Raw genomic sequence first — 14,010 nt, 5'->3', positions numbered from 1 at the left:
ACTATCAATAGTTTATTTATACATAATTATCTTCTACAATAAGAATCGCTTACTATTTATAATTCCAATCTCTTATAAATTTCTCTACAATGAAATCTTCAGTCATTTCCATTGATTCAATAGTTGCGCCTGCAATATGAGGTGTAATAATTATTGGAAAACTTTTTTGTGATAAAGCAACTAATCGATTTTCCTTAATTTTGTTGTCTAATTCGTTTTTTAAAACATCTGTAGCAACACCTCTAATTTCATTGTTTACTATCATTTCACAGAGTTTAGATTCATCCCAGATCCCGCCTCTTGATGTATTAATTAGTACTGCCGTTTTCTTAATATATGATAATAGATCTTTATCTATAAAATTTTGGTTTGAATCATTTTGCGGAATATGAATAGTAATAATATCAGCCCATTCAAATAAAGCTGAAGGTGTACTAAATTTAAGATATGGCTGGTCCATTTCTTTAATATCATAATACCCAACCTGCATATTAAAACAAGTGGCAATGTTAGCAACTTGTTTGCCAACTCTTCCCATTCCAAGAATCGCAATTTTTTTATTTTTAAGGTTATTCCCTTTAAATGCATCTCTATTCCAATTACCCTGCTTTACATCATCAAATGAAAATGGAATTTTTTTGTATAATGATAAAAGTAACGCCCAGGTATGTTCTGCTGTCGATGGTATTTGCTCTAAAAATTCTGTTTCTCCCTTTAGGCAGATTACTTTACCTCCACGTTTTACAAAAAAATCTTCATCTATATGATCTGTTCCGGTAGTTGCTGAAAGAATAAATTTTAAATCGGGAAGCTGCATTAAGATTTCTTGCGTGAATTTAAAACGCAAACGGACAAAAAGAACCTCAACTTTTTCGCATATATGAATTAGTTCTTCCATACTCTTAAAATCATTCTCCTGAACCTGACCAATTGTTTTCAGTTTTTCAAGACCAATTTTAGTGAAATTTTCTGATTCAGTTATTGCTATTTTCATTTTTCCATTCATCATAAATTAAACTGGCAAGCATAAAATCTTTAGGAGTATCTATATTTACATGATATTTAGAATCCATTAAATATGCTTTTTTTCGCAAAGGCATTACCGAATTTTGAGCTAAAAATGATTGTGTTGTTACCACATAAAAACAACCATTTCTAAGATAAACAGGATCTAAATCTTGTCTTCTGATAGCTTCCCCTTTATAATTTAAGAAAGGTTTCATCATAAAATCAGAATCCAGACTATACATTCTGGCAGGATGTGCATCATCAACACCTACAACACTTATAACACCTTCTAAAGAGCTGTCTTTTTCAAAAAAATCTATAATTTCATCCAGTTGCTCACTTTTTCTAAAAGGAGAAGTTGGCTGCAACAATACGATTAAATCATAGCTAACAGTCAAATTTTGCAGAACGTGATGAATCGCACTTGTAACCGAGCTTGAATCTTCGGCCAATACCGCAGGTCTGTCAATAACTTTAACATTATTCTTAATACAAATGTTTTTTATTTCATCGTCATCTGTAGAAACAATTATATCAATCTCATATTTAGAATTATGAGCACATTCATAAGCGTACAAAAGCAGCGGTTTTTCACCTAATAATTTGATGTTTTTTCCGGGTACACCTTTTGAGCCTCCCCTGGCAGGTATAATGGCTAAAATTTTCATTTAATAGGATATTGTTTTATGAAACTGCAATGGGAGTTCCGCTAATAAATTCGCTATTTTCTGTCCGGCATCACCTCCCCCATAAACATTTGAAGGATCAAATTTTCCGTTAGCAATACTGTCCTGAATAGCTGCAATGATTTCTTTTAGATTATATGAAACATCCACGACATTATTACCACGGTCTCTTCTATTTTGACGTGAGCCAATATTAATAACAGGGACCCCTAAAAAAGCACATTCGCGTATTCCAACACTGGAATTTCCTATCAGACAATCACTGTGTTTTAATAAGTGCAGAAAGTCTTTTCCTTCCATATTTTTGAAAAAATGAACATTAGGCAATTGATGTTGCTCCCTAAAAGCACGAATCCCCGTTGAAGTTCCATCGGCTCCTGCATCGACATTAGGCCAAAACCAAAGAGTTGGTCGCTCTAATTTGTAAACAGCTTCTAATGTAGCTTCAATATGTTTTCTGGAATCTTTGTATTCAGTGGTAACCGGGTGCTGCATTACAACCAGATACCCCTGAGTCAAATCAGGTTTTGCACCCACACCTCCATATTTTTCATAGGGATCAAATGGAAGTTCTTTGCTATTAATCACCTCCTCTGCCAAATCGATGGAAGGGCAGCCTGTATTAAAAACCATCGTTGGATCTTCACCTAATTTGATTACTCTTTCTTTGGCATTTTCTGAAGCTACAAAATGGTAATCAGCCAGCTTTGTAATGGCATGGCGTACTTTTTCGTCAATATTTCCGGTCACTTCTCCTCCCTGTATGTGCGCCAGAGGAATATTCATATAAGAAGCAGCAATAGCTGTTGCCATAGTTTCAAACCGGTCTGCAACTGTTACGACAATATCAGGTTTTAGATTATCAAAAACAGTCGATAGTTCTAAAATACCTATCCCTGTAGTTTTTGCAGCGGCAGTCAGATTCTCTCCTTCCAGCACATTAAACACTTTGGCAGCAATAGTAAAACCATCTTTTTCAATATAATTAACTGCTGAACCATAGCGATCCAATAAGGCCGATGCAGCCACTATTAATTGTAACTCCAGTTCAGAATGCTTATTTATGGCTGCCAATACTGTTTTTACCCTGCTGTAAGATGGTCTTGCAGTAATAACAACTGCTATTTTTCTTTTAAAACTCATATAAGTCTTCGATATTTAAAAAATCCCACTGCTCCTTTTCTAATTTTACTTTTTTGCCTATAACTCTTTCAAAATCCACAGCAGATATTCCAAAACCTTTTGGTTTTTTGGCTTCTAAATCATCAAAAGTCAATATATGACCTTCTGGTATTTTTTTGTTCACCGCTAATGATTTTTCAAATATATTTTTTAGGTTTTCAAAAGCTGATACATCATTTTTATCAATTGGATGATGAATGGCTTTACTTATATTTCGAACGCTTTCAACTAATTGTTTTGTTTCGTCAATAGTCAGCGATGAGTTCGAATCAGGCCCAAATTGTCTTCTGTCAAAAACCACATGAAATTCTAAAATGGATGCGCCCAGAGCTGTTGCGGCAATAGCAGTAGCAATTTTAGCTGAATGATCAGAATAACCAATAGCAACCTTATAACGCTTTTGCAATTCTGTTATCACATTTAATCCGTATTGTTCAGGCTGAGTTGGGTATGCTGTCGTACATTGTAAAATTGAGTACGAAACTTTTCTGTTTTGCAAAAATTCAACCGTGCTGTCTAATTCAGCAAAGCTACTCATTCCTGAAGATAAAATTATAGGTTTTTTCGTTTGCGCTATTTTCTCTAAAAGTAAAAAATTAGTGATTTCACCTGAACCTATTTTGTATCGTTCTACCCCAATTTCTTCTAACCAATCAACAGCCAAATTACTAAAAGGGGAGCATATAAATTCTAATCCTACAGCATCACAATGCTTTTTAATTTCTTTCCATTGTTCTAACGTAAAACTCATACGTTTCCAATAATCAAATCGGGTTGCATCTTCATAAGAAAACTTTATTCTAAATGGCTCTTCTAAACTGCTTTCAGCTTCTGCAATATGCATTTGAAACTTGGTCGCATCGACTCCGGTAGTAGACAAAGCATCAATATAGGAATGTACCATACCTAAACTTCCCTCATGAGCCTGCCCTATTTCAGCAATAACTAATGGTGAATAACTTTGTAATCTTTTTTGGGGTACATTTTTGTTATCTGATGGATTATTCATAAAATGAGTTACGATTAAATTTTCAAAAAGTATTTTTTATAATTAAGAAAAGGTTTTTCTATAAATTGATATGACAAACCGGAAATTAATATTGTAGTAAGAATTGAAAATAGATAAATAAAAAAATCATTAACAATATCCCATTTTTTTAGAACGTTAATACACAATACAATCATCATTTGGTGATACATATACAACCCATAAGAAATCTTTCCCAAATAAACAAAGATTTTATTTTCTAAACTTTTTATCAAATCAACGTTTGATGTTAAACTCAGAATAAGAACTGAAAATAAAACAGAATAATACGATGAGCTAAAATATTTAATTTGAACATTATAAAATATAGATATCAGCAACAGAAAAAGAACGACAAAAAAAACACCCGTTTTTATAAAAAAAGATAAAATCTTATTTTTTGTATAAAGAAAAAAAGCCGTTATAGCCCCCAAACTAAGTGCATTCATTTGCATCAAATCAATATAACTTCTTATTAAATCAATATAGCGTATGTTGTCAAAAATGGAATTGTTTAAAACTATCAAAACCAAATTGTACAACAAAAATATACTCCATAACCATTTTTTAAAATTTAAAACTCTATTGATTAATAAAGGCCAGACAAGATAAAATTGTTCCTCTGTCCCTATAGACCATGTTTGAGTAGCAAATGGGACTAATTTTAAACTAATCAAAACATTTGGAAGAAAAAAAACAAACATGCAACAAATCATATAAAATTGATAATTTGTATCAAAATCCAAATGAAAATAGGGTATTTTAAAAATTGAAAGAGCGGGCAATACAAACAATGAAAGTAGTACTACTAAATAATAAACTGGCCAAATTCTCAAAACCCTTCTTAGATAGAAAAACTTAATATTGATTTTCCCATATTTTTCCTTCTCTAACAATAATAAATAAGTTATCAAAAAACCACTTAAAACAAAAAACAAAGAAACTCCCAACCCGCCTAAATGCTTTACATTCTGAAAATTATTTGAAATGCCGAAATAGGATTTATTGAGTTCAATATGACTTATAATAACCATTAATGAGGCAATACACCGAACTCCATTAAGATTTGGAAAATAAAAATTATTTTTTTGCATGTTTTATCTATATGCACTCCTTGGCATCTATAATTTTACATTTACATAATTATCTTTAAAATCATCAGACTAAACAATTGATATTTCATTTATTTAAATCTGTCTTTTGCATTTTCAATAATTTTATTCATCCCTGAATTCCAACTTTGAGTTGAATATAAATTATCCGGAATTACAGTTTCTTTTATTTCTTTTTGATTGAGAAACTCTAAAATAGCATCTTCCCATTCTTGCTGAAAATGCGGATTTTCTATTAACCTGCCTAATTTTCCATATTGCAAAACTTCCGGAACACCACCTATTGCCGAAGCAATACAATAGCAGCCCGAATGCAGCGCTTCTATTAAACTCATACCAAAACCTTCATGACAAAGTGTTGGAAATAAATAACAATCAGACATTTGATAATATTTTGAAAGTTCATTATTTGGAATTCTCCCTAAAAAATGAACTCCTTCAATTTGGTAATTTCTCGTAGCTCCAACAACCAATAAAGCTGTATTTTTATTTTGTTCCTGTATCTTTTTCCAAACTTCCAATATAAAATCTAATCCTTTTTTAGGAATATCTTTAGAACACCAGATAAAAACTTTTTTTTCCTTTAAACCTAATTGATTTTTAAAAATTAACTTTTCTTCAGCGGAAATTTTATGGAATTGATCTGTATTTATTCCATTATGCAATACTGAAAATTTACAAGGCAATGTAGTATAGGTATCCTTATGTACTTTATAACTGTCGAGTGTCAGTAAAATCATTTCGTCAATATTTTCAAAAAACCATCTTCCCCGAAAATTCTCTAAATAGGGTGGAAAGCCATGATAAAAAAATTGAACCTGACAATTTTCTCTTAAACTATTTTGTATCAAAAATTCTTGTAAAGGCTTCACTATCCCAAAATTATCAACAATCTGAATAATATATTTATTATCCTTTTTGATTACCTGATTAAGGGCTTTTAAATATCTTAGATATGGTTTTTTAAAAAATTTCCTTTTTATTTTATCAATTATATTTTCAGAGACAAATTGATATTTTACTGTATTGAGGATGCTCTCAGGTTTTTGGCAAATTACATAATCTATTAGATGATTATTCATTAAATAATTGTAATACATTGTACTCCAACTACCAATTTTAGAATAGGGAAGAGGAAATTGTGATATAAGGATTACTTTTGCCATTTATTTTTTGAAAATTAATTCTTCTTTTTTATTTTAAAACTTATACTTTTTAGATCATTACTGACTTTATAGGTATAGGGAAATTGATGATAAAACGAAATAATATGCAGAAGCAACTTATCATTAATTTCTTTTAAACTATAATATTTTGGTACTTTTTTACCTATTCTCTTTTTGAATCTGTACTTTAAGGAATTTTGAAAATTATCTTCAACAAAACGAACTGATAAAATACTATTTTGGAATCGTGGAAGTTCAACAAACAAAAAATGTTCGATTACTTCTGTTTTATTAATCAAAACCAACTCATTATCAAAACCCTCTAATGCATTAAAATCTGACTCTGAGATTATTTCTCCCCAGCTTTCTGAATTTACATTCTCAATTTCAGTTTCAGCATTACATTTTAAATGACGGTGGTTTATTTCTACAATTCCGGATAATTGCAGTTCAGTATTTAATCGTAACGTTTCCCTGTTTCTGTAATTTTTATGCCATTGATGCAGCATCAGGACTTTTTGATCATAAAAAACTAATTCACATCCTGTTTTTCTTATCCGATTATGAATTTCAGTATCCTCAGCTCCCCAAAAATGAAAAAACTCATCAAATCCCTGAATATTTTTTAGCCGTTGAACTGGAAAAAGTGTCATTCCTGTAGCTTCTTCAGTACTTAAAAATTTAATATTATAATTATCATAATTGACACTTTCCTTCTTGTTTTCATCATCAGACATGTAACCTACCTGAAAAAAAGTTGCTTTGTCTGGATTACACTTTTCTTCTAAAACTAATGTAAATTCAGGATGGAAAATCATATCTACATCAGCAGTAAAACAATATTCAGAATCAAGATTTTTCAAAACATAATTAAATGCTTTACTTTTATTCCATGGCTGATGGGCAGTATTTAAATAATAATATTGAATAAATAAATATCTTTTTGTCAAACTCAATACCTCATGAGCAATAGACAATTCAGATCCGTAATCGACAAAAACAACCCTAAAATTTTGCTTTTTTTGAGAAGCTAATGAATCGAGAGATTGCTTGATGCGACTAATCTCCCTATTTCGGTATGCATATAAAATAGTTATCATTTCAAAAGTCTATAGCTTTACTTAGCCTGATAATAAAATTCCTGTGATAATTAAAAATTAAACTCTCAGAAATATTTTTAATACTCTAAAAAGTACCCTTTTATTTGTTCCGTAATATTTTAAAAAATGAAACAAAAACTCTAAAAACTGTACTTTTAATCTCTCCTTGTGGGCATTATATTTTGTTTCTCCCTTGCTGGTCAATCCGTTTAGATCATATATGGCAAACGGAATGTTTAAATGAATAAAATTAATTTTTGCCTTAAATAAAACAAAATGCATTTTCCAGTCTGAAATATATTTTAATTTTTCATCAAAAAAATTATTCTTAAAAACCGAGTTATGATAAATTACGGCTTGTTGGCATATTGTATTTGTAAATGCAAACTTTTCATCTATGTTTAGCGGATATTCAACCTTTTTTTTAGTTTCATTATTCTGGTCCAAATATATCGGTGCGTAATACACCGCTTTTTGATCTAAATTTAAAGCAATGTTTTTTAGTATTTCATCATTCAATAATGCATCTCCACTATTCAAAAATAATAAATATTCTCCTGTCGCTTTTACAATCCCCTTGTTCATGGCATTATATATACCGGTATCAGGTTCACTCCAATAATTTAAATTTTGATTCTGATTGTGTAAATACTCAACACTACCGTCAGTAGATCCCCCATCTATTACAATGTATTCAAATTCTGTGTAAGTTTGATTAATTACACTTTCAACAGTCTTTTTTAACCCTTCTCTATTATTGTAATTGATTGTAACAATTGATAGTCTCAACATTAGGTAGTAATTTTAAATTCTTGTTTTATTCTATCAAAAATTATCATAGGCGGATAACCAAACATGGATTCTTTCTTTTTATTAGTTTTTCGATAAAAAATACTGCTAAAAATTCTTTGTAAAAGTTTGAATCGCAATTTGCGCATTATAAGGTTATATTTTTTTATCTGTTTAAGTATTTCTCTTTCTTCATTTGATATAATATCGTTGACCTCATTCTTTATTTTATCGGTTGCTTCTTCGAAATATGCTTCTTTATAGTCTAAAGACAATTGATTTTTTGATCTTATTCTAAAACCTGCCAGTAAAGCATTTGTAACAAACAATTTTTCGTGTCTAAAAAAACGAATCCATAACTCTAAATCGCTTGCATATTTCATTTCAGTATCCAATTTCGATCCGGACATATCCCATAAAGATCGTCTCCAAAAAACAGATTCCTGCTGAATCCAATGAAAACTCCCTAAATAGTAATTCAGCTTAGACCATCTTTTAACTTTACCAACTGCTATTGTCCTTCCCATTTCATCTAAAGTAGAGGGAACTCCCTGCAGCCAGTTTACACCTTCTAAGTTAAATATTTCAGCAACAGTAAAAAAAGCTTTTGGATGATATACATCGTCGGAATTTATCCAGGCCATGATTTGACCAGTTGATTTATCAAATCCTTTTTGAATGGCTTCATACAAACCTTTATCTGGTTCGCTTACCCAATATGTTAATTGACTTTCATATTTTTTAATTATATCAACTGAATTGTCAGTACTCCCACCGTCGATAATAATATATTCTAAATCAGGATAATTTTGAGATAAAACTGACTTAATAGTTTCCTCAAGATATTGTCCTCCATTAAAATTTGGTGTTACGATTGATATTTTTGGGTAATTCATTTAATTAACTGCCTTTATTGGTAAAATTGATATTCATGAATAGTTGCTTTACAAATCCGCATTTTCTTATTGATAGTATAGATTGGGCAATTAATTTTGAAATTTCAAATTTAAACCAGTCTTGATGTTTAACAAGCGCTTAAGATATTTTTAATAACATTTTTATTTCTTTAAATAATCGTCTCATAAAATAATCAACATATTTTTTACTTAAAGTCTTATCAAACCAGAATAAATGAAATGAAATTTTCCAGAATTCTTTTGATAAAACAGGTAATGATTTTAAAATATTAATCGAATGTCTTTCTATTTTATTTTTTATTAAATAAGCGTATTTTCTATTACTATAGACATTAAACTTCTTGTAAATAAATAATTTTGAATAATGATATACCTTTTCACTTTTAAAAATATTCGAGACGCCATTTTCATGTAATCGATAATTACATCTTGCTTCATTTATATAATGAACTAAGCCTCCATTAGCTGTAAGAATCAGATAAAGACAATAATCTCCATTTAGTACTTTCCAAAACCATTTTGGCAACTCAATAATATTGATATTCCTAAAAACCGCACTCGCAGTTGGAATATACCACTCATTAGTTAGAATGTAATTTATATCTGTAATTTCAGGGATTTCATTTTCATTAAATATCCTAATAAAGCTGCCCTCAGGGTTAACCATCTGGCTATTACTGCAGCTGATAACAAAATCTTGGTTTTTTTCCAAAAAATCAACTTGTTTTTGCAGCTTCAACGAGTCTGTCCAATAGTCGTCTCCTTCACATTCAGCAATATAGTTCCCGTTACAAAACATTTTATTTGAAATAGAATTTTCCATCATTCCTAAGTTTGACTTTGGCAATTTCAGGATAATTTTTTGTGGATACTTCCTTTGATACTCCAAGATAATTTCTCTGGTTTTATCAGTTCCGCAATCCTCGCCAATAACTAAGACAAACTTAAAATTAGTTTTTTGCATCAAAACACTTTCAATAGCTTCAGCAATGTAAGCCTGATGATTATAAGTTATCATCGTTACAGAAACCATTGGGATACCATCACCTGTTTCGTCTATTAAAATTGTATCAATATTATTAATCTTAAAATTATTATCCTCAAGTTTCACTATAAAACCTTCCATAAATCATATTTATTTGAGATTACCTTATAAGAACTATCCATAGGTTGTATTATCTCATGTGGATTATCATGAAAACTCAGCCATTCTAAATTACTGAGCAAACTTATTTCGCCTGGAAAATAATCGAATTTATTTTTTGCCAAATTTAACAATTTTAGGTTTTGAAGATTTTTAAAACTTTCCGGCAGCTTTTTCAAATCATTTTGATAAAGAGAAATCTGCTCAAGATTAACAAGATTACCAATATTTTTTGGCAAGCTGGTAATTTTATTTTTAAACAAACGCGTTGCCTTTAATTTTTTTAAATTACAAAACTCCTCTGGTAGTGAATTAATGTTTGTACAAATAAGTGTAAGATATTCCAATTCACTTAAATTTCCAATTTCTTTCGGTAAGTGTTCAAACTCGTTAAAACCAAAACTAATTGTTTTAATCTTATTACAATTAAATAAGGATTCTGGATATTCTTTGATCATACTCAAATAAAGATGTATAACCTCAAGATTTTTAAACTCTGTAAATTCGTCCGGCAAATGTTCAATGCAATTTTTGTGTAAATGCAATGATTTTATTTTTTTCAACAAAAAAAACTTTTCTGGTATGCTTTTAATTTGATTACACCCTAAAAACAACATTTCTAGATTTTCATTTTGAAGTAAAAATTCAGGAAACTCTACGAGGTCATTACTACCTAAATTAATATCTCTTAAACTCTTTAGATTAAAAAAAGACTGAGGAATTTTTTGAATAAGATTTTTTCTTAAGTCTAACGTTTCGAGATACTCTAATTCAGAAATAAGCAGAAGAATTTTTTCTTTCTCTGTTTCAGAATGATGCCTAAAATTACCTCCAAATATAGACTCTTGTGATAAATCTAAGCTTATGCAATGGTTTCCTTTCATTTCATACAAAAAAGGAGAGCTAATTTTTTTTTTGAGCCTTTCTATTATAAATAAATCGTCCATAAAATCTTTATAAAATTGATGAAATTTCCTGACTCCATTTATCTATCAAAGAAAAATCATCAAGTGGAATAGAATCTACTGAAAGTAAATTACCCAAAAAAAATAAATTTTTATTTAGTAAATATTTTTTAATGATAATCCCTGCTCCTTGTTCAGTTTCAAGATAACCACGATATAAACCAAGTTCACAAATAGCAAAATTCTTTTTTTGATGGTTATTCCAGTCACTTTTAACAAGGAAATCTTCCATTCTCCGCTCCATTTCTTCATCCCCATAAGTTGGACAAACTAAAATCAAGTTTTTGAATTCTAAATTTTGTGCTAAAGTAAAATTATCATTGAGACACAAGATCTCTGTCTCCTTATTCAAATTATCTAAAATACGGAATGCAGAATTTTTAGCAGAATTTCCTTTTGAAGAAAAAACGATTAAAGTTTTATTTTGTTTCAAAAAGCACATTCATTCTATAATTTGAAATTGTTTTAGATTGGCTAGCTAAAGAAACTTTTAAATTCAGATCTTCAGAAATACTTATAAATTCCTCGGACTTCCACCATCTTCCCATACCATTGTTGGATTCATCAGAATTTTCGGAATACGACAGATAGACTTTCTTTCTTTCCGGAGTATTATAAAAATTCCATTTAAGTTCATCGGCAGGAATTCCGGTTATATAAAAAGAAAAGACATCCACTTTTTCTAAGATCAAAAGGAGTATGTTTTTTAATTCATAAGGGGTAAAATATCCCAAAGAATCATTCATCAGATATTTATTTGGTAACTTTTCAAAATTAAATAAACTAAAAAAATCAGACTTTGCATCACCTGTTTTATAGACAATGTTATCGCTTATTTTAAACTTTTTTGCTGTTTCAATTAAATGAGATGTAAAATCAAAAGCATAGACATTTTTACAGATTGCACTTAACGGTTTTGTCAAAAGTCCATTTCCGCAACACATTTCCAATAGAACATCAGTATCTTTAAGCTGTAATGTACTTTCTAAATTCTGAATCATTTCAATGAAAACATCATTAGAAATTGGTGCCTTATTTATAGTTTTCCCAACCTGAAAAAACAAATCATCTTCTTGATTTGATTCTACATTTCTATAATTTGACCAAAATATTTCCCAATTTATTTTTTCCATTCTTAAATTAATTGATAATTATTTAGCATAACATTGATTTCATTTGGGGAATTAAACATCATTATGTCAATTATTGACAACCATGGAACAAAATTATCATTATACTGTTGATACTTAATTTCATTAGTTTTTATAAAATGAAGGTCAATATTTTCATTTGAAAAAAAATCCTTTGAATATAATTCCTGACCACCAATTAAATTAATGTAATCCGTAGCTTTTTCCTGAATACAAATATCAACTACTCTTTCCTTTCCTTTTAAAAAATTATTATTAAATATATCCGATGAAGTAATTATCCTTGTCTTTATATTTAAATATTTGGTGATAGAGAATAAACTTTTGTTAATTAATTCTACCATTTTTTCGTTGTCACTTTCTAATAGATCTTTCACTAATGGAAAAACCTCTAAAAAAAATGGAGCTTTGGTATATGATTGTTCTAGTGTTTTTAAAAATTTGCGAACCCATATTTGATATTCTTTCTTATCAATTTTGATACTATTAATTGTTGCGAATGAACTCGCATTTGCCAACGGAAGTGTAAATAAAAAGGATACATTATTAACTAAAATATTATTTCTGTTAATCCAGCCTTGCTTAATATAATTTACGTCATCATATACAACAAAAGCATCTACAGCATTTATTAATTGAAAATATCCAATATACGGAAAAAGATAAGGCTGCATTATTGCCAATTTCATATATTTTCATTTATCAATTCTACAATCTTATTTAAATCAACTTCTGACAATCCTACATATAACGGCAGACAAAGAATTTTAACTGAGATTTCTTCAGAAATTTCCATTTTTACTTTCTCCAAGTAAGGCAATGTATTTAATGAAGGATAAAAATATCTTCTTGGAAAAATCTCGTTTTCGTTCATTTTTTTCTGAACTCTTAGCAATTTATTTTCACTTTCAAAAATAACGGGAAAATAACTATAATTCCATTCAACATCTTTTCGTAACTTTAAACCTTTCAACTTAGAAAAGTTAAGATTCTGATTATAGTAATTTACTATTTTTTTTCTTTCGTCAATTATAAAATCTATAAAAGGAAAAACCGATAATCCCATTGCTGCCTGGAGTTCTGATATTTTTCCATTTATTCCTAATCCATAAAACTGTAATTGATCTTTATGTCCAAAATTATGACTGTAAAACATTTTATGTTGTAAATCAGAATCATTAGTAAACATAGCTCCTCCTTCACCTGTATGAAATAATTTAGTGGCATGAAAACTACAGGTACTTATATCCCCATATTCAAAAATAGACTTTCCGTTGTAAGTTACTCCAAAAGCATGTGCAGCATCGTAAATAACTTTTAAATTATATTTTTTTGCAATCACCTCAACAGCAGCAACATTGCAAGGATTACCAAAGACATGAGTAGCTAAAATGGCAGTTGTTTTAGGGGTAATTGCTTCTTCAATTTTTGTTTCGTCTATTGTCAAATATTCTGGATGAATATCGACAAAAACTGGTGTGCAATTTTCCCAAACTATTGCAGCAGTTGTCGCAACATAAGAAAATGGCGTTGTAATTATTTCACCTCCATTACCTAATAATTTTAAAGCAATCTGAAGCGGAATTGTACCATTATTGGTTGCAATAATATTAGGTACTGACAAGTAATTCTTTAGTTTTGCTTCGAGTTCCAAAACCAATTCTCCACGATTAGTAAGCCATTGATTATCCCAGGCACGCTGTAAATGATTATGATATTCCTCAATGGGCGGTAAAAAAGTTTTAGTTACGTTTATCATTATC

15 protein-coding genes are annotated in these 14,010 nt (G+C 29.7%); all 15 read right to left on the bottom strand.

All coding sequences use genetic code 11. From position 1 onward, the window contains the following. Positions 1-52 precede the first annotated feature (52 nt). The 15 genes from DMB68_RS16730 to DMB68_RS16660 all read right to left on the bottom strand — a co-directional run bounded on the left by DMB68_RS16730 (position 53) and on the right by DMB68_RS16660 (position 14,006). A complete protein-coding gene (locus tag DMB68_RS16730; protein WP_165830156.1) occupies positions 53-994 on the bottom strand; it encodes an NAD(P)-dependent oxidoreductase in 942 nt (313 codons plus the stop codon). Next, complete coding sequence (locus DMB68_RS16725) at positions 975-1,676, bottom strand: acylneuraminate cytidylyltransferase family protein (RefSeq protein WP_110347785.1); 702 nt, start codon at positions 1,674-1,676, stop codon at positions 975-977. Before DMB68_RS16725 ends, DMB68_RS16730 begins: the two co-directional genes overlap by 20 nt. Then, positions 1,677-2,837, bottom strand: a complete 1,161-nt coding sequence (gene neuC / locus DMB68_RS16720) for a UDP-N-acetylglucosamine 2-epimerase (RefSeq protein ID WP_110347784.1) — start codon at positions 2,835-2,837, stop codon at positions 1,677-1,679. Then, positions 2,827-3,885, bottom strand: a complete 1,059-nt coding sequence (locus tag DMB68_RS16715; protein WP_110347783.1) for an N-acetylneuraminate synthase family protein — start codon at positions 3,883-3,885, stop codon at positions 2,827-2,829. The genes neuC and DMB68_RS16715 overlap by 11 nt, the downstream gene beginning before the upstream one ends. Positions 3,886-3,899: 14 nt before the next feature. Beyond that, positions 3,900-4,997: an acyltransferase family protein gene (locus DMB68_RS16710; RefSeq protein WP_110347782.1), complete on the bottom strand. Its 1,098-nt coding sequence runs from the start codon at positions 4,995-4,997 to the stop codon at positions 3,900-3,902. An 89-nt stretch (positions 4,998-5,086) separates the two neighbouring features. Further along, entirely contained in the window at positions 5,087-6,181 is a 1,095-nt protein-coding gene (locus DMB68_RS16705; RefSeq protein WP_110347781.1) for a glycosyltransferase family 4 protein, read from the bottom strand. Between the two features lie 14 nt (positions 6,182-6,195). After that, positions 6,196-7,281 carry a glycosyltransferase family 2 protein gene (locus tag DMB68_RS16700; protein WP_110347780.1) on the bottom strand — a complete coding sequence of 362 codons (1,086 nt, stop codon included), beginning with the start codon at positions 7,279-7,281 and terminating at the stop codon, positions 6,196-6,198. Positions 7,282-7,338: 57 nt separating this feature from the next. Beyond that, complete coding sequence (locus DMB68_RS16695) at positions 7,339-8,073, bottom strand: glycosyltransferase family 2 protein (protein ID WP_110347779.1); 735 nt, start codon at positions 8,071-8,073, stop codon at positions 7,339-7,341. Then, positions 8,073-8,966, bottom strand: a complete 894-nt coding sequence (locus DMB68_RS16690; protein ID WP_110347778.1) for a glycosyltransferase family 2 protein — start codon at positions 8,964-8,966, stop codon at positions 8,073-8,075. The genes DMB68_RS16695 and DMB68_RS16690 overlap by 1 nt, the downstream gene beginning before the upstream one ends. 139 nt (positions 8,967-9,105) lie before the next feature. Continuing rightward, a complete protein-coding gene (locus DMB68_RS16685; RefSeq protein WP_110347777.1) occupies positions 9,106-10,113 on the bottom strand; it encodes a glycosyltransferase in 1,008 nt (335 codons plus the stop codon). After that, a complete protein-coding gene (locus DMB68_RS16680) occupies positions 10,098-11,078 on the bottom strand; it encodes a leucine-rich repeat domain-containing protein (protein ID WP_110347776.1) in 981 nt (326 codons plus the stop codon). Before DMB68_RS16680 ends, DMB68_RS16685 begins: the two co-directional genes overlap by 16 nt. A 7-nt stretch (positions 11,079-11,085) precedes the next feature. Then, on the bottom strand, positions 11,086-11,529 hold the full coding sequence (locus tag DMB68_RS16675) for a flavodoxin family protein (RefSeq protein WP_124019446.1): 444 nt from the start codon (positions 11,527-11,529) through the stop codon (positions 11,086-11,088). Next, positions 11,516-12,229, bottom strand: a complete 714-nt coding sequence (locus DMB68_RS16670; RefSeq protein WP_110347774.1) for a methyltransferase domain-containing protein — start codon at positions 12,227-12,229, stop codon at positions 11,516-11,518. The genes DMB68_RS16675 and DMB68_RS16670 overlap by 14 nt, the downstream gene beginning before the upstream one ends. A gap of 2 nt (positions 12,230-12,231) precedes the next feature. Further along, positions 12,232-12,936, bottom strand: coding sequence for a WbqC family protein (locus DMB68_RS16665; protein WP_110347773.1), 705 nt, complete (start codon positions 12,934-12,936; stop codon positions 12,232-12,234). Next, a complete protein-coding gene (locus DMB68_RS16660; protein ID WP_110347772.1) occupies positions 12,933-14,006 on the bottom strand; it encodes a DegT/DnrJ/EryC1/StrS family aminotransferase in 1,074 nt (357 codons plus the stop codon). The genes DMB68_RS16665 and DMB68_RS16660 overlap by 4 nt, the downstream gene beginning before the upstream one ends. Positions 14,007-14,010: the final 4 nt, after the last annotated feature.

Origin of the sequence: Flavobacterium hydrophilum (assembly GCF_003202405.1) — a bacterium.
Classification (GTDB): Bacteria; Bacteroidota; Bacteroidia; order Flavobacteriales; family Flavobacteriaceae; genus Flavobacterium; species Flavobacterium hydrophilum.
This window is presented reverse-complemented; position numbering and strand designations above follow the sequence as displayed.

What these genes read in the sequence shown, in the direction of transcription:
- DMB68_RS16660 (WP_110347772.1), bottom strand. Translation starts at nt 14,006, where the DNA reads ATGATAAACGTAACTAAAACTTTTTTACCGCCCATTGAGGAATATCAT.
- DMB68_RS16680 (WP_110347776.1), bottom strand. Translation starts at nt 11,078, where the DNA reads ATGGACGATTTATTTATAATAGAAAGGCTCAAAAAAAAAATTAGCTCT.
- DMB68_RS16725 (WP_110347785.1), bottom strand. Translation starts at nt 1,676, where the DNA reads ATGAAAATTTTAGCCATTATACCTGCCAGGGGAGGCTCAAAAGGTGTA.
- neuC (WP_110347784.1), bottom strand. Translation starts at nt 2,837, where the DNA reads ATGAGTTTTAAAAGAAAAATAGCAGTTGTTATTACTGCAAGACCATCT.
- DMB68_RS16705 (WP_110347781.1), bottom strand. Translation starts at nt 6,181, where the DNA reads ATGGCAAAAGTAATCCTTATATCACAATTTCCTCTTCCCTATTCTAAA.
- DMB68_RS16690 (WP_110347778.1), bottom strand. Translation starts at nt 8,966, where the DNA reads ATGAATTACCCAAAAATATCAATCGTAACACCAAATTTTAATGGAGGA.
- DMB68_RS16710 (WP_110347782.1), bottom strand. Translation starts at nt 4,997, where the DNA reads ATGCAAAAAAATAATTTTTATTTTCCAAATCTTAATGGAGTTCGGTGT.
- DMB68_RS16695 (WP_110347779.1), bottom strand. Translation starts at nt 8,073, where the DNA reads ATGTTGAGACTATCAATTGTTACAATCAATTACAATAATAGAGAAGGG.
- DMB68_RS16685 (WP_110347777.1), bottom strand. Translation starts at nt 10,113, where the DNA reads ATGGAAGGTTTTATAGTGAAACTTGAGGATAATAATTTTAAGATTAAT.
- DMB68_RS16700 (WP_110347780.1), bottom strand. Translation starts at nt 7,281, where the DNA reads ATGATAACTATTTTATATGCATACCGAAATAGGGAGATTAGTCGCATC.
- DMB68_RS16730 (WP_165830156.1), bottom strand. Translation starts at nt 994, where the DNA reads ATGAAAATAGCAATAACTGAATCAGAAAATTTCACTAAAATTGGTCTT.
- DMB68_RS16670 (WP_110347774.1), bottom strand. Translation starts at nt 12,229, where the DNA reads ATGGAAAAAATAAATTGGGAAATATTTTGGTCAAATTATAGAAATGTA.
- DMB68_RS16715 (WP_110347783.1), bottom strand. Translation starts at nt 3,885, where the DNA reads ATGAATAATCCATCAGATAACAAAAATGTACCCCAAAAAAGATTACAA.
- DMB68_RS16665 (WP_110347773.1), bottom strand. Translation starts at nt 12,936, where the DNA reads ATGAAATTGGCAATAATGCAGCCTTATCTTTTTCCGTATATTGGATAT.